At 70.9% G+C, this 23,710-nt stretch carries 19 protein-coding genes and 2 riboswitches; of the genes, 12 read left to right on the top strand and 7 right to left on the bottom strand.

From position 1 onward, the window contains the following. Window positions 1-7 precede the first annotated feature (7 nt). Entirely contained in the window at window positions 8-1,954 is a 1,947-nt protein-coding gene (locus JK359_RS32770; protein ID WP_201843236.1) for a phosphocholine-specific phospholipase C, read from the top strand. Window positions 1,955-2,195: 241 nt separating this feature from the next. On the opposite strand, the gene tmpA is transcribed toward JK359_RS32770, so the two are convergent. The 6 genes from tmpA to gcvT all read right to left on the bottom strand — a co-directional run bounded on the left by tmpA (window position 2,196) and on the right by gcvT (window position 9,399). After that, window positions 2,196-3,812: a 2-trimethylaminoethylphosphonate dioxygenase gene (gene tmpA, locus JK359_RS32765; RefSeq protein WP_307788372.1), complete on the bottom strand. Its 1,617-nt coding sequence runs from the start codon at window positions 3,810-3,812 to the stop codon at window positions 2,196-2,198. A gap of 111 nt (window positions 3,813-3,923) precedes the next feature. Beyond that, a complete protein-coding gene (locus JK359_RS32760; protein ID WP_201843235.1) occupies window positions 3,924-4,883 on the bottom strand; it encodes an asparaginase in 960 nt (319 codons plus the stop codon). 139 nt (window positions 4,884-5,022) lie between these two features. Then, on the bottom strand, window positions 5,023-6,390 hold the full coding sequence (locus JK359_RS32755; protein ID WP_201843234.1) for an L-serine ammonia-lyase: 1,368 nt from the start codon (window positions 6,388-6,390) through the stop codon (window positions 5,023-5,025). A 116-nt stretch (window positions 6,391-6,506) separates the two neighbouring features. Continuing rightward, a complete protein-coding gene (gene glyA, locus JK359_RS32750; RefSeq protein WP_201843233.1) occupies window positions 6,507-7,772 on the bottom strand; it encodes a serine hydroxymethyltransferase in 1,266 nt (421 codons plus the stop codon). A 14-nt stretch (window positions 7,773-7,786) separates the two neighbouring features. Next, window positions 7,787-8,164, bottom strand: coding sequence for a glycine cleavage system protein GcvH (gcvH, locus tag JK359_RS32745; RefSeq protein WP_201843232.1), 378 nt, complete (start codon window positions 8,162-8,164; stop codon window positions 7,787-7,789). A 116-nt stretch (window positions 8,165-8,280) separates the two neighbouring features. Then, window positions 8,281-9,399, bottom strand: coding sequence for a glycine cleavage system aminomethyltransferase GcvT (gene gcvT / locus JK359_RS32740; protein ID WP_201843231.1), 1,119 nt, complete (start codon window positions 9,397-9,399; stop codon window positions 8,281-8,283). Between the two features lie 77 nt (window positions 9,400-9,476). Then, window positions 9,477-9,589: riboswitch (glycine riboswitch) on the bottom strand. Continuing rightward, window positions 9,590-9,687, bottom strand: a riboswitch (glycine riboswitch). 178 nt (window positions 9,688-9,865) lie between these two features. Here gcvT and JK359_RS32735 point away from each other — a divergent pair. From JK359_RS32735 to JK359_RS32690, 10 genes are all read left to right on the top strand, one after another. Further along, window positions 9,866-10,534, top strand: a complete 669-nt coding sequence (locus JK359_RS32735) for an AAA family ATPase (RefSeq protein WP_201843230.1) — start codon at window positions 9,866-9,868, stop codon at window positions 10,532-10,534. Window positions 10,535-10,600: 66 nt separating this feature from the next. Further along, entirely contained in the window at window positions 10,601-11,392 is a 792-nt protein-coding gene (locus tag JK359_RS32730) for an enhanced serine sensitivity protein SseB (RefSeq protein WP_201843229.1), read from the top strand. A gap of 153 nt (window positions 11,393-11,545) precedes the next feature. Further along, entirely contained in the window at window positions 11,546-12,364 is an 819-nt protein-coding gene (locus tag JK359_RS32725; protein ID WP_201843228.1) for an enhanced serine sensitivity protein SseB C-terminal domain-containing protein, read from the top strand. A gap of 351 nt (window positions 12,365-12,715) precedes the next feature. Next, a complete protein-coding gene (locus tag JK359_RS32720) occupies window positions 12,716-13,714 on the top strand; it encodes an ABC transporter permease (protein ID WP_201843227.1) in 999 nt (332 codons plus the stop codon). Window positions 13,715-13,769: 55 nt separating this feature from the next. Beyond that, window positions 13,770-15,524 (top strand): ABC transporter substrate-binding protein, encoded by a 1,755-nt coding sequence (locus JK359_RS32715; RefSeq protein ID WP_443729092.1) that lies wholly within the window; start codon window positions 13,770-13,772, stop codon window positions 15,522-15,524. Between the two features lie 72 nt (window positions 15,525-15,596). Beyond that, complete coding sequence (locus JK359_RS32710) at window positions 15,597-16,604, top strand: ABC transporter permease (RefSeq protein ID WP_201843225.1); 1,008 nt, start codon at window positions 15,597-15,599, stop codon at window positions 16,602-16,604. Next, window positions 16,601-17,695 carry an ABC transporter ATP-binding protein gene (locus JK359_RS32705; protein ID WP_201843224.1) on the top strand — a complete coding sequence of 365 codons (1,095 nt, stop codon included), beginning with the start codon at window positions 16,601-16,603 and terminating at the stop codon, window positions 17,693-17,695. The genes JK359_RS32710 and JK359_RS32705 overlap by 4 nt, the downstream gene beginning before the upstream one ends. Then, a complete protein-coding gene (locus JK359_RS32700; protein ID WP_307788370.1) occupies window positions 17,692-19,203 on the top strand; it encodes an ABC transporter ATP-binding protein in 1,512 nt (503 codons plus the stop codon). The genes JK359_RS32705 and JK359_RS32700 overlap by 4 nt, the downstream gene beginning before the upstream one ends. Window positions 19,204-19,302: 99 nt before the next feature. Continuing rightward, window positions 19,303-20,694, top strand: coding sequence for a M1 family metallopeptidase (locus tag JK359_RS32695; RefSeq protein ID WP_201843223.1), 1,392 nt, complete (start codon window positions 19,303-19,305; stop codon window positions 20,692-20,694). Window positions 20,695-20,741: 47 nt separating this feature from the next. Beyond that, window positions 20,742-21,401 (top strand): trimeric intracellular cation channel family protein, encoded by a 660-nt coding sequence (locus JK359_RS32690; RefSeq protein ID WP_201843222.1) that lies wholly within the window; start codon window positions 20,742-20,744, stop codon window positions 21,399-21,401. On the opposite strand, the gene JK359_RS32685 is transcribed toward JK359_RS32690, so the two are convergent. Next, on the bottom strand, window positions 21,310-22,557 hold the full coding sequence (locus JK359_RS32685; protein WP_201843221.1) for an alpha/beta hydrolase: 1,248 nt from the start codon (window positions 22,555-22,557) through the stop codon (window positions 21,310-21,312). The genes JK359_RS32690 and JK359_RS32685 overlap by 92 nt on opposite strands. A gap of 153 nt (window positions 22,558-22,710) precedes the next feature. Here JK359_RS32685 and JK359_RS32680 point away from each other — a divergent pair, with 153 nt between their 5' ends. Continuing rightward, entirely contained in the window at window positions 22,711-23,607 is an 897-nt protein-coding gene (locus JK359_RS32680) for a thioesterase family protein (RefSeq protein WP_236678804.1), read from the top strand. Window positions 23,608-23,710 lie beyond the last annotated feature (103 nt).

The following is a 23,710-nucleotide window of genomic DNA, read 5'->3' as shown; positions in this document are numbered from 1 at the left end:
CACCTCCATGACCGAGATCAGCCGCCGCTCCTTCATCGGCACCGCCGCGGCCGGAGCCGCCCTCGCCACCGGACTCCCCGGCACGGCCGGGGCCGCCGGCGCCACGCACGGCAGCATCGCCGACGTCAAGCACGTCGTCATCCTGATGCAGGAGAACCGCAGCTTCGACCACTACTTCGGCACCCTGAGCGGCGTCCGCGGCTTCGGCGACCGCCAGGCCGCCGTCCTGCGCAGCGGTGACCCGGTGTTCCGGCAGCCCGCCAGAGGCCGCAAGGAGGGCCACCTCCTGCCCTTCCGCATGGACACCACGAAGTACAACGCGCAGAACGCGGGCGGCCTCCCGCACGACTGGGACACCGGCCACACGGCCGTCAACGGCGGCGCCATGGACAAGTGGGTCGCCGCCAAGGGCGAACGCACCATGGGCTACTTCACCCGCGAGGACATCCCGTACCAGTACGCGCTCGCCGACGCCTTCACCCTCTGCGACGGCTACTTCTGCTCGCTGAACGGCCCCACCGACCCCAACCGCCTCTACCTGTGGACCGGCACCGCCGGCCCCGGTACGGACGGCACCACCGGCCCCTGGACCGACAACACCCCGGTGACGGGCAACCCGGTGGCCGACTGGACGACGTACGCCGAGCGCCTGGAGCAGGCCGGCATCACCTGGCGGGTCTACCACAACCCGGACGGCTCCGACGACCGCCACGGCGACTACGACGACAACGCCCTGTCGTACTTCAAGCAGTTCCACGAGTTCCCGAAGGACGACCCGCGCCACGTCAACGCGATGACGAAGTGGGACCTCACGGCCTTCGACCAGCACTGCAAGGACGGCACCCTGCCCACCGTCTCCTGGCTGGTGGCTCCCTACCTGTTCTGCGAGCACCCGAACGCCAGCCCCGACTACGGCGCCCACTGGGTGAACACCGCGCTGCAGTCGCTGTTCTCCAACCCCGACGTGTGGAAGCACACCGTCTTCCTGCTCATGTACGACGAGAACGACGGGTACTTCGACCACGTCATCCCGCCGTTCCCCGAGCCCGGCACCAAGGACGAGTTCGCCGACGGCAGGCCGATAGGCCTGGGCGCCCGTGTCCCGCTGTGGGTGGTCTCGCCCTGGTCGCGCGGCGGCTGGGTCAACTCCCAGGTCTTCGACCACACCTCGGTGCTGCGCTTCCTCGAACGCGTCACCGGTGTGCGCGAACCCAACATCTCCGACTGGCGGCGCACCGTCTGCGGCGACCTCACCAGCTGTTTCGACTTCGGCAGGCCCGACTACAGCATTCCCGGGCTCCCCGACACGGTCGCCCTGATGGCGAAGGCCGACGCCGGCAACGCGCTGCCGCCGGTCAAGGTGCCGGCCCAGCAGTCCATGCCCGTGCAGGAGGAGGGCCACCGCCCGCGCCGCCCGCTGCCGTACCGGCCGTGGGCCGACGTGACCGTCGACCGGGCCACCGGCAAGGTCACCTGCACCCTCACCAACGACGGCACCGCCGGCTACCACTTCACCGTGCTGCCCACCACCGCCCTGCCCTTCACCGGCACCCCGTTCACGGTCCCGGCGCGCTCGTCGCGCACCTACGTCTGGGACGCCGCCGCCACCGACGGCCGCTACGACTTCTCCGTGTACGGCGCCGACGGGTTCGTCCGCCGCTTCTCCGGCACGGTCGTCCGCGGGGGACAGGACGACGTGGCGGTCCCCGTGGTCACGGCCGCCCTGCGGCACGGCGCCGTGGAACTGGAGCTGCGCAACGCCGGCGGCACCGAGGTGGCCTTCACGCTCACGCCGAACGACTTCGGCGGCGAGGAGCGGACCGTATGGGTGGGGGCGGGTGACCGCAGGCGGCTGACGTGGCGCACCGAGGAGGGGCGGTACGACGTCACGGTCACCGCGGGCACCGGCACCCGCTTCGCCCAGCGCTACGCGGGGACCGTCCACACGGTGTGACGGGCATGAGGCGGGGCCGGCCCACGGCGGCCGGTCCCGCCTCCGCTCCCGCCCCGCGGCCGTCCTCCGCCCCCCTGCCTCGCTCCCGTACCTGCCCCGGGCCCCGCCTGCCTTGCTCCCGTACCTGCCCCGGGCCCCGCCTGCCTTGCTCCCGGACCTGCCCCGGGCCCCGCCTGCCTTGCTCCCGGACCTGCCCCGGGCCCCGCCTGCCTCGCTCCCGGCTTGCCCTGCTGCCGGCTCGCTAGTCGCGCCGCAACCCGGTGAGCAGCGGGAGGAAGTGCTCGAACGGCGGGGTGAAGGCGTCCGGGTCCTTGGCCTCGTCGTCCCAGCGGCGCACGGCGACCGCGTCGGCGGCACCCGGCAGCGCGGCGAACTCGGCCGCCTGCACCGGGCTCATCACCCCGCCCTGGACCTCCAGCGTGTACTTCGACGCCTCGGACAGCCGGGCGTGGTACCCCGGCTCCACCGCGCACAGATAGCGCTTCGCGGCCACGTGCAGCCGCACCGGCTCGGTGACCTCGGGCCCGAACCAGCGGCCCAGCGCGTCGGCACCGGTGTGGCTGTGCCGGTTGTCGCTGCCGGACATCAGGGCGCGCCCGGTGACCACGTCCCCGTCCACGTGCCCGACGTCGTGCAGCAGAGCGGCGGCCACCAGGTGCGGCGGGGCGCCCGCGGCCTCGGCCAGGGCTCCGGCCTGCAGCATGTGCTGGGCCATGGACACCGGCTCGCCCAGGTACTCCGCCGACCCCGCCCCGGCGAACAACGCGGCCAGCGGCGCCAGGGAGTCCGCCCGCCGCAGCACCGCCAGCGTGCTCGCCAGCCCGTCCAGATCGGCGTACGCGCCCTGGAGGTGCCGTGCCCCGTCCCGGGCGAACGCGGTACGGGCGTGCAGCAGACGGGTGTTGTCCAACACCAGGCAGTCGCCCGGCGCGAGCCGCAGGTCCAGCCGCAGCTCCGGGCGGAGCAGCAGCTCGGCGAAGGTGCGGTAGGCGCGGTAGAACGCCTCCAGCTGTCCGGCGGGCAGCCGCAGGGTGCCGGTGGAGCGGTTGTTGAACCGCACCTCGCGCACCCGGCCGAGCGGATCGGTGCCGATCAGCGGGTGCTCGGCACGCAGCTCGGTGTCCGCGTCCCGGAACACGAACGGCACCGGCGTCCGCGTGAGCACCTCGAACGCCTCCGGGTCCGTGCGCCGCAGCAGCGCGGCCGCCCCGAACCCGTCCACCAGACCGGAGTCGCCGCCCTCCGCGTCGTTGACCAGACAGTGCAGCAGCTGGAGCGTCGGCACCGGATCACGGTAGGGGTTGTCGGTGTGCGGCGAGACGGCCGCCGAGGTGAAGGCGAGATTGTTCGGGTCGGGCACGACGCGTACGTCGAAGAGCCTGCCGTAGTTGGTCTCGCGGACGAACCCGAAGGTCTCCGCCACATCGAGCGCCTCGCCCTCGTGCGGGGGCACCCCGCGCAGCACCATGAAGCCGAGCCGCAGCACGGACTGCAGCATCCGCGCGCGTACGGCCGGATCCTCCAGGTACGCGGTCCAGTCCGCCTCCGGCAGCCGCCCGGCCAGGTCGCGCGCCGTCCACAGTTCCTTGCCGTCCTCGGTGCGCGGATCCCGGCGGCCCGGCCCGCCCTGCCGGTGGGCCGCCGTCCAGGACGCCGGGTACACCGAGCGGTGCCCGTCGGGCGCCCAGAGCACCTCGACGGTCCCGTCCCTCTCGACGGCCGAGTCGATGCGCAGCCCGGCGGGCAGCGAAGAGATCTGGAACAGCTTCTGCCCGGAACGCGGATCACGGCACCGCGCGCACGGGCAGTTGTCGCGCAGCCACATCACGGGCAGTCCGCCGAGCGGGGAACCGGGCACAGTCACTCCTCGTACCGACGTGTACAGCCGGCTTCCCGTGACCGTCACAGGCCGACACGTCCGGGGAATGACCGGGAGGAGGCGTCCGGGCGACGCGCGAGCGCCGTCGTCCTACGCGCGCAGTGCCCGCGCGGCCCGTACCGCGCCGACCGGTTCGCCGTGTCCGAGGACCGGGACGGTGGCCAGGCCGGCGAGGGTCTCGTCCGCGTCCGTCGCCACGCCGAGCCTGCGCAGCGCGGCCACCATGACGACGGGGCGGGCCCGCCGGGAGCCGTCGGCGATCTTCAGGGCGACGGAGGAGCCGTCGGGCAGCGCCAGCGCGTAGACGCCCTCGGCGCCGTCCTTGGCCACCGAGCCGGGCAGCGCCCGCATCAGCCGGGTCACGTCCCGGCCGGTGCCGCCGACGTACTCGGGGTGCCGGTTCATCGCCCGGGCGACCCGGTGCTCCAGGGTGCCGGGCGCGCTCGTCGCCAGCGTGGCGAACGCCCGCGCCAGACCCCGGTAGCCGAGGGCGAACAGCGGCGCGCCGCAGCCGTCGACCCCGGTGGCGGCGACCTTCTCGCCGGCCAGGTCCTCGACGGTCTCGCGCAGGGCACGCTGCAGCGGGTGCCGCGGGTCCAGGTACGTGGCCGTGTCCCAGCCGGCCGCGACGCAGGTGGCGAGCATCGCCGCGTGCTTGCCCGAGCAGTTCATCGTCAGCGGGGCGGGGCCGCCGCCGGACATGAGGTGGGCGCGCAGCGCGTCCTCGCCGAGGGGCAGTCCCGGCGTGCACCGCAGCGCACCCGGGTCCAGGCCGGCGCCCCGGAGGATCCTGCGCACGCCGTCGAGGTGGAACGCCTCGCCGGAGTGGCTGGCGCACGCCAGCGCCAGCAGTTCGCCGTCCAGGCCGAGGCCGGCCCGCAGCATGCCGAGTGCCTGGAGCGGCTTGTTGGCCGACCGCGGGTACAGGGGGCGGTCCGTCTCACCGACACTCAGCACGGTGCGTCCCCGCGGGCCGGCCGCATGGACCGTCCCGTGGTGCACCGACTCCAGGAAGTCGCCCCGCCAGACCTCCGCCACCACCGCGTGCACAGCCTGCCCCCTCCTCGGCCGGCGTCCGTCGGCCGCCCGCCTGCCACGGCCCGGCGGCGACCGCCTGCGGCCACCGCCGTCGGCCGTCGCCTGTCAGCCGCAGCCGCAGCCGGGGCCGGCGCCTGCCGGACCTCGCCCGTCAGCACTCGATGATGTTCACCGCGAGACCGCCCCGGGCCGTCTCCTTGTACTTCACGCTCATGTCGGCGCCGGTGTCCTTCATGGTCTTGATGACCTTGTCCAGGGACACCTTGTGCGAGCCGTCGCCCCGCATCGCCATCTTCGCGGCCGTGACCGCCTTCACCGCGGCCATGCCGTTGCGCTCGATGCACGGGATCTGGACCAGGCCGCCGACCGGGTCGCAGGTCAGGCCCAGGTTGTGCTCCATGCCGATCTCGGCCGCGTTCTCCACCTGCTCGGGGGAGCCGCCGAGCACCTCGGCGAGGGCGCCCGCGGCCATGGAGCAGGCGGAGCCGACCTCGCCCTGGCAGCCGACCTCGGCGCCCGAGATGGAGGCGTTCTCCTTGAAGAGCATGCCGATCGCACCCGCGGCGAGCAGGAAGCGGACCACCCCGTCCTCGTCCGCACCGGGCACGAAGTTGATGTAGTAGTGCAGGACCGCCGGGATGATGCCGGCCGCGCCGTTGGTGGGGGCCGTCACCACGCGCCCGCCGGCCGCGTTCTCCTCGTTCACGGCCATCGCGTAGAGCGTGATCCACTCCATGGCGTGCGCCAGCGGGTCGCCCTCGGCACGCAGCTGGCGGGCCGAGACGGCCGCACGGCGCCGGACCCTGAGGCCGCCCGGCAGGATGCCCTCACGGGACATGCCGCGCTGCACGCACTCGCGCATCACCCGCCAGATCTCCAGCAGCCCGGCGCGGATCTCCTCCTCGGTGCGCCAGGCCCGCTCGTTCTCCAGCATCAGCGAGGAGATGGACAGCCCCGTCTCCTTGGTGAGGCGCAGCAGCTCGTCGCCCGTGCGGAACGGGTACTTCAGGACCGTGTCGTCCAGCTTGATGCGGTCCGCGCCCACCGCGTCCTCGTCCACGACGAAGCCGCCGCCGACCGAGTAGTACGTCTTCGACAGCAGCTCGGCCCCCGAGCCGTCGAAGGCCCAGATCGTCATGCCGTTGGCGTGGTACGGCAGGGCCTTGCGCCGGTGCAGGACCAGGTCGTCGTCGAAGGAGAAGGCGATCTCGTGCTCGCCGAGCACCTTCAGACGGCCCGCCGCCCTGATCCCCTCCACCCGCTCGTCGGCCGTCTCCACGTCCACCGTGCGCGGCGAGGCGCCCTCCAGGCCGAGCAGCACCGCCTTCGGGGTGCCGTGCCCGTGTCCGGTCGCGCCCAGCGAGCCGTACAGCTCGCAGCGCAGGGACGCGACGGATCCGAGCAGGTCCTCGTTGCGCAGCCGGCGGGCGAACATGCGCGCCGCGCGCATCGGGCCGACCGTGTGGGAGCTGGACGGGCCGATGCCGATCGAGAACAGGTCGAAGACCGAGATGGCCACGGATGACTCCTCAATACGGGGGTGGTGCAAGGGGCGGTGCGAAAACCGGTGGTACAGGGCGCGGGCACCGCGCACGCCGGTACCTCCAGTGTGCGCGGTGCCCCGTGAAACGTGACTTACTTGTTCAGAACCGCGTAGAGCGGGTGCTTGTCGGCGAGCGCCTTCACGCGCGCCCGCAGGCCCTCCGCGTCGTAGGACGGCTTCAGCGCCGCCGCGATCACGTCCGCGACCTCGGCGAAGTCCTCGGCCGTGAAACCGCGGGTCGCCAGGGCCGGCGTACCGATGCGCAGACCCGAGGTGACCATCGGCGGGCGAGGGTCGTTCGGGACCGCGTTGCGGTTGACCGTGATGCCGACCTCGTGCAGCCGGTCCTCGGCCTGCTGCCCGTCCAGCTCGGACTCACGCAGATCCACCAGGATCAGGTGCACGTCCGTGCCGCCGGAGAGCACGTTGATCCCGGCCTCACGGGCGTCCGGGGCGGTCAGCCGCTCGGCGAGGATGCGCGCACCCTCCACCGTACGCTGCTGGCGCTCCTTGAAGTCCGCCGAGGCGGCGACCTTGAAGGAGACCGCCTTCGCCGCGATCACGTGCTCCAGGGGGCCGCCCTGGAAGCCCGGGAAGACGGAGGAGTTCAGCTTCTTCGCGAACTCCTTCTTGGCCAGGATGATGCCGCCGCGGGGGCCGCCCAGCGTCTTGTGGGTGGTCGAGGTGACGACGTGCGCGTGCTCCACCGGGTTGGGGTGCAGCCCGGCGGCCACCAGGCCCGCGAAGTGGGCCATGTCGACCCACAGGTAGGCCTCGACCTCGTCGGCGATCCGGCGGAACTCGGCGAAGTCCAGCTGCCGCGGGTACGCCGACCAGCCGGCGATGATCACCTTCGGGCGGTGCTCCTTGGCGAGCCGCTCGACCTCGGCCATGTCGACCAGGCCGGTCTCGACGTCCACGTGGTAGGCGACCACGTCGAACTGCTTGCCGGAGAAGTTCAGCCGCATCCCGTGGGTCAGGTGACCGCCGTGCGCCAGGTCCAGGCCGAGGATGGTGTCCCCGGGCTGGGCCAGCGCGAACAGGGCCGCCTGGTTCGCGGAGGCGCCGGAGTGGGGCTGCACGTTGGCGTACTCGGCGCCGAACAGCTCCTTGATCCGGTCGATGGCGATCTGCTCGGCGACGTCGACGTGCTCGCAGCCGCCGTAGTAGCGGCGGCCCGGGTAGCCCTCGGCGTACTTGTTGGTGAGGACCGAGCCCTGGGCCTCCATCACCGCGAGCGGCGCGAAGTTCTCGGAGGCGATCATCTCCAGGGTCGACTGCTGACGGTGCAGCTCGGCGTCGACCGCGGCCGCGATCTCCGGGTCCAGCTCGTGCAGGGACGTGTTCAGGACAGTCATACGGCTACGACTCCTCAGCCGGCGGTGTGGGCGGCGTACTCGTCGGCGGAGAGCAGGTCGGCCGGCTCCTCGGTGACGCGTACCTTGAACAGCCAGCCGCCCTCGAAGGGGGCGGAGTTCACCAGCGACGGGTCGTTGACGACGTCCTCGTTGATCTCGGTGACCTCGCCGGCGACCGGCGAGTACAGGTCCGAGACGGACTTGGTCGACTCCAGCTCACCACAGGTCTCGCCCGCGGCGACCGTGGAGCCGACCTCGGGGAGCTGGGCGTAGACCACATCGCCGAGCGCGTTCGCCGCGAACTCGGTGATACCGACCGTCGAAACGCCGTCCTCGGCGGCCGACAGCCACTCGTGCTCCTTGCTGTAGCGCAGCTGCTGGGGGTTGCTCATGGCCTGAATTCTCCTGTACGCGCGGGAGTGGTGGTGAAAGGGGGACTGCTGGAACTGCTCGTGAGCAGCGGAAATGTGCGCAGGGTCACGTCACGGGGACGTTCCGCGCCCAGTGTCTACTTCTGGCGCTTGTAGAACGGCAGCGCCACGACCTCGTACGGCTCGTGACTGCCTCGGATGTCCACGCCGACGCCCGCGGAGCCCGGCGCCGCGTGCGCGGCGTCGACGTACGCCATGGCGATCGGCTTGCCCAGGGTGGGGGAGGGGGCGCCCGAGGTGACCTCGCCGATCACCTCGCCGCCGGCGACGACGGCGTACCCGGCGCGCGGGACGCGGCGGCCCTCGGCGATCAGCCCGACGAGGACCCGCGGCGGGTTCTCCTGCGCGCGGGCGGCGGCCTCGGTCAGCGCCGCGCGCCCGACGAAGTCGCCTTCCTTCTCGAACTTCACCACGCGGCCGAGGCCGGCGTCGAAGGGGGTCAGCGCGGTGGTCAGCTCGTGCCCGTACAGCGGCATGCCCGCCTCCAGGCGGAGCGTGTCCCGGCAGGACAGACCGCAGGGGACCAGACCGACGCCCTCGCCGGCCTTGGTCAGCGCCTGCCACAGCTCCACGGCGTGCTCCGGCTTCACGAACAGCTCGAAGCCGTCCTCGCCGGTGTAACCGGTGCGGGCGATCAGCGCCGGGACGCCGGCGACGGTGCCGGGCAGGCCGGCGTAGTACTTCAGACCGTCCAGGTCGGCGTCGGTGAGGGACTTCAGGATGCCGGGGGACTGAGGACCCTGTACCGCGAGCAGCGCGTACGCGTCCCGGTCGTCACGGACCTCGGCGTCGAAGCCGGCGGCGCGTTCGGTCAGCGCGTCCAGCACGACCTGGGCGTTGGAGGCGTTGGCCACGACCATGTACTCGGTCTCGGCGAGCCGGTAGACGATCAGGTCGTCCAGGATGCCGCCGTCGGCCTGGCAGATCATGGTGTATCGGGCGCGTCCGACGCCGACCGAGGCGATGTTGCCCACCAGGGCGTGGTTCAGGAGGGCGGCCGCCTCGGCGCCGGTGACGGTGATCTCGCCCATGTGGGAGAGATCGAAGAGACCGGCCTTCGTCCGCACGGCGAGGTGTTCGTCGCGCTCGGAGCCGTAGCGCAGGGGCATGTCCCAGCCGGCGAAGTCGGTCATCGTCGCGCCCAGCGAGCGGTGCACGGCGTCGAGCGCGGTATGGCGGAGTTCTGTACTGCTCATCGGTCGGTCGTCTCCCAGGGCAGACATGGGGTCCCCCCGCGCGAGCGAATGCCGAGCGTGGGGGAGGGCGAGGAACTTCCTCCCCATCTGTCATCGGAACCTGAGAGGTTCGCCGCGACCGCCACAGGGACGACCACGGCTTGCACCTTGGGTGGGGCCACTGACACAGCGGCCCGCTTTTCAGATGTGCCTCGCCCGCGCGGTAACGGGGCCTGAGAGATTCAAGGGAGGGACTTGCTCCTTCGGCGCCCCAGCGAAGGCTGCTGGGAACTCTCCCGCGCGGATTCAAACGGCCGGTATGCAGTTGGCGGCCACATCATTGCACGCCGCACCCCCACCCGTCAGGGCCCCGCATCTGTAACCGAGCTGTGGCACTACGCGCACGAACCCCCTACCGTTGCCCATTACCTTCTCTTTACATACAACGGGCATGAGAGGGACCGAGCCCATGGGGAGGACGATCACGGTGAACAGGACCTCGGCCTACGCCACGAACGCCGGCATCGCGATGCCGAAGCAGCCCTCCGCCCCGGCCCGCGAGCACTGCGCGGACCGGACCGCACCGGTCGTCCGCGACCTGCGCGACCGCGCCGGCCGCAGCCCGCACGCCCTGCTCTTCGGCGCCGGCGACCTGGTGGTGATCACCGGCCTGCCCGGCAGCGGCAAGTCCACCCTCATGCACCGCGCGGTCACCGGCCACCGCATCGACTCCCAGGACACCCGCGACCGCTGGGACGCCCGCGTCCCCCGCCGCCTCCCCTACGCGCTCTACCGCCCGCTGGTCCGCCTCGCCCACTACGCCGGACTGCGCCGTGCCCTGCGCACCGGCGAGGGGATCGTCGTGCACGACTGCGGCACCCAGGCCTGGGTGCGCGCCTGGCTGGCCCGTGAGGCCCGGCGCCGCGGCGGCACCCTGCACCTGCTCCTGCTCGACGTGCACCCCGAGACGGCCCGGCAGGGCCAGCGCGAGCGCGGCCGGGGCGTCTCCCGCTACGCCTTCAGCCGGCACCGCCGGGCGACCGACCGTCTGCTGCGCGCGGTGGAGAAGGGCGAGCTGCCCGCCGGCTGCGGTTCGGCGGTGCTGCTGGACCGGGACGCCGCGGGCGTGCTGAGCCGCGTCGGCTTCACTCGGTGAGGGGCTGTCACAGCCACCCGCTAGCCTTCTTGCTCACAGCAGTGATGACCAGCAGGCGGTAGGCAGATGGACTTCCCGGCGGACTTTCCCGCGGACTTCCCGGCACAGGCGCACCCCCACCCGCACGGCGGTTGGCCCGGCAACGAGCTGGAGGAGGCGCTGTCGGCCTCCCTCGGCGTCCCCTCGGCGGGCGGCCGGATCGTCGAGGTGCTCGGCCGCAGCTTCCTGTGGATCCCGCTGCCCGGCGGCGGCGGCCCGGACAGCGGCCCGCTGGACCTGCCCACCCTCGAGATCGAGGGCCAGGTGTACGTCCCGGTGTTCAGCTCCGAGGAGCAGCTGCGCCAGGTGGCCGGCTCCCACATGTCGTACACCATCGCCCCCGCCGTCGAGTTCGCCCAGGGGCTGCCGCCGCAGGCGGGCATGGCCGTGAACCCGGGCGGTGTGGTCGGCATACCGCTGCCGCCCGAGGCGGTGGCCGAGCTGTGCCGCGCGGGGCGCACCCCGCTCGACGGCCCCGGCACCGGCGGCCGGGTCCGGCTCTTCGAGCCCGACTGGCAGGACGACCCGGTCGACTTCCTCGCCGCCGCCTCGGCCGAGTTCGCCGAGACGGGCGTGGTCCGCACCGCCCGCCGCTGCCTGGCCGCCGTCGAGACGGCCGACCCGGTGATGTTCGTGGGCGTCGAACTCTCCCAGTGGGAGGGTGACCTGCGCGCCCGTCCGCTGGAGGCCCTGGGCAAGGCCCTGGGCAAAGTCCCGGTCAAGTGGCCGGTGAACCTGGTCCTGCTGGACGTGACCGACGACCCGGTGGCCGGCTGGCTGAAGGACAACGTCCGCCCCTTCTATCAGTACGGACACTGATCAGCGGGCCGTGGGGCAGCGGGCTCCGGGGGCGCGGGGAGCCGCGCGCGTCCCCACCGCACACCCGCACGCGCGCACGAACCGAAGGCCCCGAGCCACCGGGCGCATAAGCTGTCTCCGAACGCGGGGCACTGACAGAGAAGGGCATGACAGGTGAGCGCGAGCCACAGCGGCAGCGTGGAGAACACGCTGCGCCAGGTCACGCCCGGACGCTACGACGCCTACGAGGCCCTGCTCCGCGCCCTCGTCACCCCTTCCTCCGGCCAGATCTGGATGCTCCTGTGGCACGGTCAGGCCGGCTCCCCGGACGCCCAGTACGGGGACATGGAGGTCGACGGCTCCCACTACGCCCCGTGTGTCACCTCCGCCCAGGAGCTGTCGGCCAGCGGCTGGAACCGCTCCTACGAGGTGGCCGACGGCCTGGACGTGGCCCGCACCCTCTACCCGGACCACTACGGCCTCTGGCTCAACCCGCACGCCCCGGGCGGCGGCGTCGGCATCCCCTGGCTCGACCTGCGCCGCATCGCCACCGGCCTGGACCGCCAGCCGGCCGGCCCGCTCCGCCTGTCGGAGCCCGGCATCGAGATCCCGCAGTTCTACGCCCTGCTCGCGCAGAACGCCCACCGCACCCCGGCCCTCCGCACCCTGCGCCGCGCCTGGGTGCAGCCGGCGCTCGGGGCGCCGTACCTCGTCATCGGCCTCGACGTGTACGACACCTCGCCGGCCGCCGTCGACTCGGTGCGCGCGATGATGCAGCAGTCCGTCGGTGCGGTCCCGGAGGGACTGCCGGTGTCGACGGTCGCCATGACCGACGACTACGACCCGGTGGTGATGTGGATGCGGGCCAACGCGCGCCCCTTCTACGACCGTGAGGCCCACGCCGCCGCGCCGCAGCCCCAGCTGCAGGCCCCCACGTCGCCGCAGGCCCCGGCGGCCGGTTACGGCTACCCTCCGGTGCACGGCGGCTACTGATCAACGAGCCCGCACAAGGGGCCTCTTGGGGCCCGGGCGCAGAATTTACACGGCCGACACACTTCTGCGCGCGTAGATCCCGGCGCTACGTCCAGAACAGTGCAAATTCGCCATTCCGCCCCAACTGACCCACGTCCGAGGGTCGTTACCCACTGTTCGGATAACGGAATCCCCTTCACTGCATCACGGTTGCGCATACTTTCGACGCCAGCTCTGGCGGGTGATCGCGGCGACGCTGAAGACTCGCGACTCAGACACGAGGCGGAGACCTCGTGATCGATGGCAAGTCGACAAAGCCGCAATCCGCGGCAGGCGCAGGCCGGTCACCACCGGCGAGAGGGGTCGCTCACCGTGACCGCACCGATCGAGACCACCGGGGCGGCAGCCGAGGCACAGCCGGAGGTTGTGCTGGAGGGTGCCGGTAAGGGGCAGATCGAGGGTCGTTCCCTGGGGCAGATCGCCTGGAACCGGTTCAAGAAGGACAGGGTCGCCGTCGCGGGCGGCATCATCGTGATCCTGCTGATCCTCCTCGCGATCCTCTCGCGGCCCATCCAGGCCCTGCTCGGGCTCGACCCCAACGCCTTCAACCAGGACCTGATCGACCCCAACACCTCCCTGCCCAAGGGCAGCTGGGGCGGCATGAGCGCGGACCACCCGCTCGGCGTGGACCCGAAGTTCGGCCGGGACATCGCCACCCGCGTCCTGGAGGGCTCCTGGGTGTCGCTGGTGGTCGCCTTCGGCGCCACCATCCTGTCCAACGTGATCGGCGCCATCATGGGCGTCATCGCGGGCTACTACGGCGGACGGGTCGACTCGATCATCAGCCGGCTGATGGACACCTTCCTCGCCTTCCCCCTCCTGCTGTTCGCCATCTCCATCTCCGCCACGCTGCAAGGCGGCGCCTTCGGCCTCAACGGACTGCCGCTCCACCTGAGTGTGCTGATCTTCGTCATCGGCTTCTTCAACTGGCCCTACCTGGGCCGGATCGTGCGCGGTCAGACCCTCGCCCTGCGTGAGCGCGAGTTCGTCGACGCCTCCCGGGGCATGGGCGCCAAGGCGCCGTACATCCTCTTCCGCGAGTTGATGCCCAACCTGGTCGGCCCGATCATCGTCTACTCGACGCTGCTCATCCCGACCAACATCCTCTTCGAGGCGTCCCTGAGCTTCCTCGGCGTCGGCATCCAGCCCCCGCAGGCGTCCTGGGGCGGCATGCTCCGCGAGGCGGTCAACTTCTACAAGGTCGACCCCCAGTTCATGATCGTCCCTGGACTCGCCATCTTCGTGACCGTGCTGGCGTTCAACCTGCTCGGTGACGGTCTCCGTGATGCTCTCGACCCGCGCAGCCGCTGACGCCGGCCGCAGAGAGCCCGAAAAGTTTCCGACAATGGAGGGGAAAGCGCCCATCATGCGAAGGTCAGCGCTGGCCGCGATCGCGGCCATCGGCTCCGCCAGCCTGCTTATTGCCGGCTGCAGCAAGGCCGATGACAACAAGAACGAGAACGGCAACACCAAGTCGGCCGGGGCCAACGCCGCGACCAAGGGCGTCGTCAACGCGTCGGACAAGAAGGGCGGCACGCTCACCTACGAGCTGTCCGACGTCCCGGACTCGTTCGACCCGGGCAACACCTACTACGCGTACATGTACAACCTCAGCCGGCTGTGGGCCCGCCCGCTGATGACCTTCAAGCCGGGCGCCGGCGAAGAGGGCAACACCCTGGTCCCGGACCTCGCGGCGGGTAAGGGCGTCCCGAGCGACGGCGGCAAGACCTGGACGTACAAGCTGCGTCCCGGCCTGAAGTACGAGGACGGTTCGCCGATCACCTCGAAGGACGTCAAGTACGCCGTCGAGCGCTCCAACTTCGCGCGTGACGTGCTCTCCCTCGGCCCGAACTACTTCCAGCAGTTCATGGCCGACGCCGACAAGTACAAGGGCCCCTACAAGGACAAGAGCGCCAAGGGCCTGTCCTCCATCGAGACGCCGGACGACACCACGGTCGTCTTCCACCTGAAGCAGGCCTTCCAGGAGTTCGACTACCTGGTCGCCGCCCCGCAGACGGCGCCGGTGCCCCAGGCCAAGGACAAGGGCGTCGACTACGTCAAGCACATCGTGTCCTCCGGCTCCTACAAGTTCCAGAGCTACGAGGACGGCAAGCAGGCCGTCCTGGTGCGCAACGAGAACTGGGACGCGAAGACCGACCCGCTGCGCAAGCAGCTGCCGGACAAGATCGTCGTCAACCTGAAGGTCAACCCGGAGACGATCGACCAGGACGTCCTCGCCGGCAAGGCGATCGACCTGGCCGGAGCCGGTGTCCAGGCCTCCACCCAGGCCGACGTCGTCACCGACCCGGACAAGAAGGCAGGCACCGACAACACCTTCGGCGGTCGTCTCGTCTACATGGCGATCAACACCAAGGTCGCGCCGTTCGACAAGATCGAGTGCCGCAAGGCCGTGCAGTACGCGATCGACAAGGTCTCCGTGCAGACCGCCGAGGGCGGCCCGATCCGCGGTGAGATCGCGTCCACCGTGCTGCCGCCGGACATCCCCGGCTACGCCAAGTCGGACGTCTACGCGACCTCCGGCAACAAGGGTGACGTCGCCAAGGCCAAGGAGCAGCTGAAGGCCTGCGGCAAGTCGTCCATCTCCACCAACATCTCGGCCCGTTCGGACCGTCCGCAGGAGATCGACGCCGCCACGGCGATCATCAACTCGCTGAAGAAGGTCGGCATCAACGCCAGCCTGAAGCAGTACCCGTCCGGCAAGTACTTCACCGACTACGCCGGTGTGCCGAAGTTCACCGAGAAGCAGAACCTCGGTCTGATCATGATGCAGTGGGGTGCCGACTGGCCCTCCGGCTACGGCTTCCTGCAGCAGATCCTGAACGGCAAGGCGATCAGCCAGTCCGGCAACACCAACCTGGCGCAGTACGACAACAAGGACGTCAACGCTCTGCTGGGCAAGGCGATCGGCACCCAGGACACTACCGAGCGCAACAGCCTCTACACGCAGATCGACAAGAAGACCATGGACGACGCCGTCCTGGTCCCGCTGACCTACTTCAAGGTCCTGCTCGCCCGACCGCAGAACTACACCAACCTGGTCTCCACGGCGGCCTTCAGCGGTCAGTACGACTACCTCAACATCGGCGTCGCGTCGAAGTAGCAGCCCCGGAAGGCAGGTGAAGGCATTGGTGCCCGCGGGCTTCGCGGCCCGCGGGCACCAGCGCCGGTCCCCGTGATCTCGTACATCCTCCGCCGGACGTTCGCGGCAGTGATCCTGCTGCTGGTCGTCTCCGCGGTCACCTTTGCCATCTTCTTCCTGCTGCCACGGCTCGCCGGCCAGACAGCGGATCAGCTGGCGCAGCAGTACATCGGCAAGGCTCCGTCGAAGGCGGACATCGCCGCGGTGAAGCACAACCTGGGTCTGGACCAGCCCGTCTACGTCCAGTACTGGCACTTCATCAAGGGGATCGTGGCCGGCGCCGACTACAGCATCGGTCCCACCACGGTGCACTGCGACGCACCCTGCTTCGGTTACTCCTTCAAGAACCACCAGGCAGTCTGGCCGGAGCTGACCTCCCGCCTTCCGATCACACTCTCGCTCGCCGTGGGTGCCGCCGTGCTGTGGCTGGTCTCCGGTGTGATCGCCGGTGTCATCTCCGCGCTGAAGCCGCGCTCGGTTCTCGACCGCGCCTTCATGGGCATCGCGCTCACCGGCGTCTCACTGCCCATGTTCTTCACGGGCAACCTGGCGATCCTGCTCTTCAGGTACCAGTGGCCGATCTTCGGCAGCGAATACGTCCCGCTCACGGAGAACCCCTCGCAGTGGGCCAACACCCTCTTCCCCGCGTGGTGTTCGCTCGCGCTGCTGTACTCCGCCATCTACGCCCGGCTCACCCGCTCGGGCATGCTCGAGACGATGAACGAGGACTTCATCCGCACGGCCCGCGCCAAGGGCCTGCGGGAGGGCACCGTCATCACCCGGCACGGACTGCGCGCCGCCCTCACCCCGATCATCACCGTCTTCGGCATGGACATCGGCCTGCTGCTCGGCGGTGCCGTGATCACGGAATCGGTGTTCTCGCTGCACGGCATCGGCCAGTACGCGGTGCAGGGCATCACCGACAACGACCTGCCCAAGATCCTCGGCGTGACCCTGCTCGCCGCCTTCTTCGTCGTGATCGCAAATCTTGTGGTGGACGTGCTCTACGCCGCCGCCGACCCGCGGGTGAGGCTCTCGTGACCGAACTCTCCAAGACCGGCGCCGCAGTGGGCGAGCCCACGTCCGGCCGCCAGGCACCCGAAGCCTTCCTGGAGGTCCGCGACCTCAAGGTGCACTTCCCGACCGACGACGGTGTGGTCAAGTCCGTCGACGGGGTCAGCTTCTCGCTGGAGAAGGGCCAGACCCTCGCCATCGTCGGCGAGTCCGGCTCCGGCAAGTCCGTCACCTCGCTGGCCATCATGGGCCTGCACCGGCTCGGCACCCGCGGCAAGAACGTGCGGATGTCCGGCGAGATCTGGCTGGACGGCAAGGAACTGGTCAACGCCGCCCCGGACGAGGTGCGCAAGCTCCGCGGCCGCGAGATGGCGATGATCTTCCAGGACCCGCTGTCCGCTATGCACCCCTACTACAAGATCGGCGACCAGATCGTCGAGGCCTACCGGGTGCACCACGACGTCAGCAAGAAGGTCGCCCGCAAGCGGGCCATCGAGATGCTCGACCGGGTCGGCATCCCCGAGCCCGCCAAGCGTGTCGACGGCTACCCGCACGAGTTCTCCGGCGGTATGCGCCAGCGCGCCATGATCGCCATGGCGCTGGTGAACAACCCCGAGCTGCTCATCGCGGACGAGCCGACCACCGCCCTCGACGTGACCGTCCAGGCACAGATCCTCGACCTGATCCGCGACCTGCAGAAGGAGTTCGGCTCCGCGGTCATCATGATCACCCACGACCTCGGTGTGGTCGCCGAGATCGCCGACGACGTCCTCGTGATGTACGGCGGCCGGTGCGTGGAGCGGGGTCCGGCCGGCGAGGTCTTCGAGCAGCCGCAGCACCCCTACACCTGGGGCCTGCTCGGCTCGATGCCCCGCATCGACCGCGAGACCTCCGAACGGCTCATCCCGGTCAAGGGCTCCCCGCCGAGCCTCATCAACGTCCCTTCGGGCTGCGCCTTCAACCCGCGCTGCCCGTACGCGGACATCCCCAAGGGGAACGTCACCCGCACGGTGCGCCCCGAGCTGGAGCAGGTGAGCACCGGGCACTGGTCCGCCTGCCACCTCTCGGCCGAGGACCGCCAGCGGATCTGGACCGAAGAGATTGCGCCGAAGCTGTGAGTGAGACCAAGAAGACGGACGAGGCTGTGATCCCGCAGCAGGCGTCGGCGGCCGAAGGCTCCGCGGACCGTGAGGTGCTGCTCAAGGTCGAGGGTCTGACCAAGCACTTCCCGATCAAGAAGGGCATCCTGCAGCGCCAGGTCGGCGCCGTGAAGGCCGTCGACGGCATCGACTTCGAGGTCCGCAAGGGCGAGACCCTGGGCGTGGTCGGCGAGTCGGGCTGCGGCAAGTCGACCATGGGCCGGGTCATCACCCGCCTCCAGGACCCGACCGGCGGCCAGATCACCTTCGAGGGCCGGGACATCACGCGGCTGTCGACCGGGCAGATGCGCCCGCTGCGCCGCGACATCCAGATGATCTTCCAGGACCCGTACGGCTCCCTGAACCCCCGGCACACCATCGGCTCGATCGTCTCGGCGCCCTTCCGGCTCCAGGGCGTCGAGCCCGAGGGCGGGGTGAAGAAGGAGGTCCAGCGGCTCCTCGAGCTGGTCGGCCTCAGCCCGGAGCACTACAACCGCTACCCGCACGAGTTCTCGGGCGGCCAGCGCCAGCGCATCGGCATCGCCCGCGCGCTCGCCCTGAAGCCGAAGCTGGTCGTGGCCGACGAGCCGGTCTCCGCGCTCGACGTGTCGATCCAGGCGCAGGTCGTCAACCTCATGGACGACCTCCAGCAGGAACTCGGCCTCACCTACGTGATCATCGCGCACGACCTCTCGGTCGTCCGGCACGTCTCGGACCGGATCGCGGTGATGTACCTCGGCAAGATCGTCGAGCTGGCCGACCGTACCTCGCTGTACGAGAGGCCGATGCACCCGTACACCAAGGCGCTGATGTCGGCGGTGCCGGTGCCGGACCCGAAGCGCCGGGGGGCCAAGAGCGAGCGCATCCTGCTCCGCGGTGACGTCCCGTCCCCGATCGCCCCGCCGTCGGGCTGCCGCTTCCACACCCGCTGCTGGAAGGCGACGGAGATCTGCAAGACGACCGAGCCGCAGCTCGTGGAGCTGACGCCGGGTCAGCGGGTCGCCTGCCACCACCCGGAGAACTTCGCCGACCAGGCTCCGCAGGACACGGTTCTGCTGTCGGCGGCGAAGAAGGCGTCGGAACTGGTCCCGGACGCGGTCGCCGGCGGCGGTCCGGTGGAGAAGGAGCCGGCGGCGACCGACAAGGCCGCCGCGTCCGAGGAAGCCGCCGCGTCCGAGGAGGCTGCCGCCTCTGAGGAGGCCGCCGCGTCCGGCAAGGCCGAGGCTTCCGCTGCCGGGGGAGCCGCGTCCGCGGAGAAGACCGGGCCCGGTGCCAAGGTCTCCACCGAGAAGGCCGCTCCCGCTGCCGAGGACGCTGCCGAGGCCCCCGCCGCCGGTACCGGTGCCGGTGCCGACGCTCCCTCCGGGGAGCCGGAGGCTGCCGCCGAGGAGACGGGTCGTCAGGCCGAAGCCGGGGACCAGGAGTCGGCCGAGGCGGAGTCCGGGGAGTCGGCCGAGGCGGAGTCCCAGGAGTCAACCGACAAGTAGCACATGACGACTGGGCAAAGTCATGCACATGCCCGGACGGGAGAGCGCAGAGTCGTCCGTGTCAGTCACTGACCGGCACATGCCTGAAAGGGACGACTCATGGCACTCTCCCGTTCGGCACGTCTGGGGGCCCTCGCCACCGCGGCGGCCTCCTTCCTCGTCATCGCCGCCTCCGCGGCCCCGGCCCCGGGCGCCCCCGGCATCGGCGATCCCTACTTCCCCCGGCTGGGCAACGGCGGCTTCGACGTCCGCCACTACGACCTCGACGTCGCCTACGACCCCGGCACCGGCCGCCTCGACGGCCGTACGACCCTCACCGCGCGCGCCACCCGCACCCTCTCCTCCTTCGACCTCGACCTCCAGCGGCTGGAGATCACGCGGATCGTGGTCGACGGCAGACGCGCGGACTTCACCCGTGACGGCGACGAGGTCACCGTCACCCCGCGGCACCGCCTGCGCGAGGGGCGCGGGTTCACGGTGACCGTCACGTACGGCGGCGTACCGGAGCCCCTCGGCGGGCCCATCGTGTTCGGCTCCGAGTACGGCTGGATGAAGACGGCCGACGGAGTCTTCGTCGCGTGCGAGCCCAACGCCGCCTCCACCTGGTTCCCGTCCAGCGACCACCCTGCCGACAAGGCCACCTACGACATCCGGATCAAGGCCCCGGCCGGTCTGACCGCCGTCTCCAACGGCCGGCTGGTGTCGACGTACGACCGCAACGGCTCGACGTACACCCACTGGCGGGAGAGCAGGCCGATGGCCACGTACCTCGCCACGGCGACCATCGGCAAGTTCGACGTGCGCACCGGGCGGACGCCCGGCGGCATCCCGATCTACGTGGCCGTCGACCCCGTCCTGAAGGGCGGCAACGGCGTCGACGTGTACGCCGTCACCGCCGCCGCCACCGACTACTGGTCGCAGGTCTTCGGGCCGTACCCGTTCGAGGAGACCGGCGCCATCGTGGACGACATGCCCGAGGCCGGGTTCTCGCTGGAGGTGCAGAGCAAGCCCGCCTACTCGGCGGTGCGCAGCGAGTCGACGATCGTGCACGAACTGGCCCACCAGTGGTTCGGCGACTCGGTGAGCGTGGCGCAGTGGAAGGACATCTGGCTCAACGAGGGCTTCGCCAGCTACGCCCAGTGGCTGTGGGCCGAGCACCAGGGCACCCGCTCCGCCCACGACTCCTTCCTCGCCGCCTACAACGGCCGCCCCGCCGACTCCCCCTTCTGGCAGATCGCGCCCGGCGACCCGCAGCGGGACACGATGTTCGCCTCGGCCGTCTACCAGCGCGGCGCGATGACGCTCCAGGTGCTGCGTGAGCGCATCGGCGACACCACCTTCTTCAGGCTGCTGCCGGCCTGGACGAAGCTGCACCGGTACGGCAACGCGGACACCGACGATTTCGTGCGCCTCGCCGAGCACGTCAGCGGGCAGCAGCTGGACGATCTCTTCGGCACCTGGCTGTTCACGCCAGGGAAACCTGCCCTGTGAGCCTGGCTTTGTAAGGTTCACACCCTCTGACAGGAGAGAATGTCAGGGTGCAGCTCCAGCAACTCTTCAGTCCCTCCGTCCAGCACACGCTCGATGTGATCGGCATCTTCGTGTTCGCGATCTCCGGCGCGCTGCTGGCCGTCCGGAAGAACTTCGACGTCTTCGGCATCGCCGTCCTCGCCGAGGTCACCGCGCTGGGCGGGGGACTGTTCCGCGACCTGGTGATCGGGGCCACGCCCCCGGCCGCCTTCACCGACCTCGGGTACTTCCTCACCCCGCTGCTCGCCACGCTCGTCGTCTTCTTCCTGCACCCGCACGTGGAACGCATCCAGGCTGCCGTGCTGGTCTTCGACGCGGCGGGCCTCGGCCTGTTCTGTGTGAGCGGCACGACGAAGGCGTACAGCTACGGACTCGGCCTGACCGCGTCGGCGACACTGGGCCTCGCCACCGCCGTCGGCGGCGGTGTGCTCCGGGACGTACTGGCCAATGAGGTGCCCTCGCTGCTGCGCTGGGACCGTGACCTCTACGCGGTTCCGGCGATCGTCGGCGCCACCATGGTCGTGCTGTGCCTCCGCTACGACGCCCTCACCCCGTTCACCAGCGGGCTCGCGGTCGTCACGGCCTTCGTGCTGCGCCTGCTCGCGATGCGGTTCCACTGGCGAGCGCCTCGCGCGTGGAACCGCCGGTCGACGGTGACCGAGGAGTAGCTCCGGCGGGCGACCCGTCCTGTCCGTAGGCCCGGTTCTGGCCCATCTGCAGAGTCAGCCAGCGGAACGCCGCGGGGACCTGCGGCCGCCACAGCGCCATGTTGTGCCCGCCCGCGCTGCGCGGCAGGAACACCACGTGCACGGTGGTCGGCGCCTTGGCGATGGACTCCAGGGCCGTCCCCGCCTGGTAGCCGTCACCGGGTTCGCCGGAGGCGTACACCGCGACCCGCGGGGGTACGGCCGCCTTCCTCAGCAGCAGGAAGGGGTTGTTCGCCGCGCGCAGGGCGGGGGTCTGGGCGGCGAGGGAGTTGCGCTCGCCGATCGGGTCGTTGTAACCGGACATGCTCACCGCGGCCCGGTACCGGTCGGGGTGGGCCACGGCCAGCTTGACCGCGCAGTGCGCGCCCGCCGAGTACCCGGCCACCGCCCAGCCCCGGGGGGCCGGCAGGGCGCGGAAGTTGTCCGTGACCATCTTCGGCACGTCGAGGCTGAGCCAGCTGTCGGCGTTGACCTGGCCCGGGATGTTGGCACAGCCGGTGTCCACGCCGGCCAGCAGATTGGTGCGCGGCGCGACCAGGATGAACGGCGCCACCTGTCCGCTCCTCATCAGCGGCAGCAGCTGCTGGTGGGTCCTCATCGAGCCGAACCAGGCCTTCGCCGAACCGGGGTAGCCCGGCAGCAGCTCCACCACCGGGAACTTCTCGTGGCGGTAGGCCGGGTCGTCGTACTGCGGCGGCAGCCAGACGTAGACCTCGGCGTTCACACCCGAGATCCGGCCCTCGAGCTGGGTGACCCGTACTCCGCCGGCCGCGTGCATGCGGGGACCCCGGGCCGGCTCGAAGGTCTGCTTGATCTTGGGCAATCGTTTCACCGAGATGCCGCCGGTGCCGTCCCGGCCGAGATCGGCGGCGCGCGGGACGTGGTTCCCGGTGCCGAGCAGGTCGGCCCAGTTGTCGTACAGGTTGTTCTGGTTGTTGACCAGGACGAAGACCAGCGTGACGGCCGTGCCCTGGGCGAAGAGCAGCATCACGACCCGGCCCGCGGCCCGCAGCACGCTGGGGCCGCGCATCCGCGACCACAGGACGAGCGGGAGTATGAGGGCGATCACGGACAGCACGACCGTCGTGTAGAGGAACGGAGTCCCGGTGAGGCTCATGTCCCGATAGAGGGGAAACGGCGGCGCCCGGTTGTGGACGTGTCCGGACACTTGCCGAGAAGTTTCCGGAATCACACCCCGTGGCCGGATCCCGTCATCCGGCCGTCACACAAAAAGCTACCGCTTAGTAATCACCTGTTGTACCGTTCAGGCATGCCAGAAGCAGCTTCCGCCCCGTCTCCCGCTCTCGGCCTCGCTCGAGCGGGAGGACCGCCGCCGCGGGCCGTGGCCGGCGACAGCGAGTTCGACCGCGACACCGCGGTCACCCGGCGCGAGCCCGGTGTCTACGACATCGACCTCTCGGCCGGCTGGACCATCATCAACGCCGTCAACGGCGGCTACCTGCTGTCCGTGCTCGGCCGGGCCCTCGCGGACACCCTTCCGCACCCGGACCCGTTCACCGTGTCCGCGCACTACCTGACCGCCTCGCAGCCCGGCCCGGCGGTCGTCCGCACCGAGACCGTCCGGACCGGCCGCACCCTCTCCACCGGCCAGGCCTCGCTCTTCCAGTGCGACGACGAGGGCAACGAGGTCGAACGCATCCGCGTCCTCGCCTCCTACGGTGACCTCACCACCCTCCCCGACGACGTCCGCACGACGGCCGCCCCACCCCCGATCCCGCCGCTGGAGCAGTGCTTCGGCCCGGACGACGCACCGGCTCCCATCCCCGGCAGCTCGGCCATCACCGACCGTCTGATGCTCAAGCTGGACCCCGCCACCCTCGGCTGGGCGCTCGGCGCGCCCTCGGGCAAGGGCGAGATGCGCGCCTGGTTCGGCCTGGCCGACGGTCGTGACGCCGACCCGCTGTCGCTGCTCCTCACGGTGGACGCCCTGCCGCCCACCGCCTTCGAGATCGGCCTCAAGGGCTGGGTGCCGACGGTGGAACTCACCGTCCACGTCCGGCACCGCCCGGCCCCCGGCCCGCTGCGCGTGTCGATCACCACCCGCAACCTCGCCGGGGGCTTCCTGGAGGAGGACGCCGAGGTCTGGGACAGCGAGGACCGCCTGGTCGCGCAGTCCCGCCAGCTCGCCCGCGTCAGGCTCGGCTGAACGAGAACCCCGTGGCGCCGGACCGGGGATCCGTGCCCCGGCCGCACGGGCGCGCCGTCCCGGTCGGGCGGGCGCGCCGGTCCCGGCCGAACGGGCGCGCCGG

The organism is Streptomyces actinomycinicus (genome assembly GCF_016741775.1).
Lineage (GTDB): Bacteria > Actinomycetota > Actinomycetes > Streptomycetales > Streptomycetaceae > Streptomyces > Streptomyces actinomycinicus.
Note: the sequence above shows the minus strand (reverse complement) of the source record. Positions and strands in the feature narration are given on the sequence as shown.

What these genes read in the sequence shown, in the direction of transcription:
- JK359_RS32770 (WP_201843236.1), top strand. Translation starts at nt 8, where the DNA reads ATGACCGAGATCAGCCGCCGCTCCTTCATCGGCACCGCCGCGGCCGGA.
- glyA (WP_201843233.1), bottom strand. Translation starts at nt 7,772, where the DNA reads ATGACTGTCCTGAACACGTCCCTGCACGAGCTGGACCCGGAGATCGCG.
- gcvH (WP_201843232.1), bottom strand. Translation starts at nt 8,164, where the DNA reads ATGAGCAACCCCCAGCAGCTGCGCTACAGCAAGGAGCACGAGTGGCTG.
- gcvT (WP_201843231.1), bottom strand. Translation starts at nt 9,399, where the DNA reads ATGAGCAGTACAGAACTCCGCCATACCGCGCTCGACGCCGTGCACCGC.
- JK359_RS32730 (WP_201843229.1), top strand. Translation starts at nt 10,601, where the DNA reads ATGGACTTCCCGGCGGACTTTCCCGCGGACTTCCCGGCACAGGCGCAC.
- JK359_RS32715 (WP_443729092.1), top strand. Translation starts at nt 13,770, where the DNA reads ATGCGAAGGTCAGCGCTGGCCGCGATCGCGGCCATCGGCTCCGCCAGC.
- JK359_RS32695 (WP_201843223.1), top strand. Translation starts at nt 19,303, where the DNA reads ATGGCACTCTCCCGTTCGGCACGTCTGGGGGCCCTCGCCACCGCGGCG.
- JK359_RS32685 (WP_201843221.1), bottom strand. Translation starts at nt 22,557, where the DNA reads ATGAGCCTCACCGGGACTCCGTTCCTCTACACGACGGTCGTGCTGTCC.
- JK359_RS32680 (WP_236678804.1), top strand. Translation starts at nt 22,711, where the DNA reads ATGCCAGAAGCAGCTTCCGCCCCGTCTCCCGCTCTCGGCCTCGCTCGA.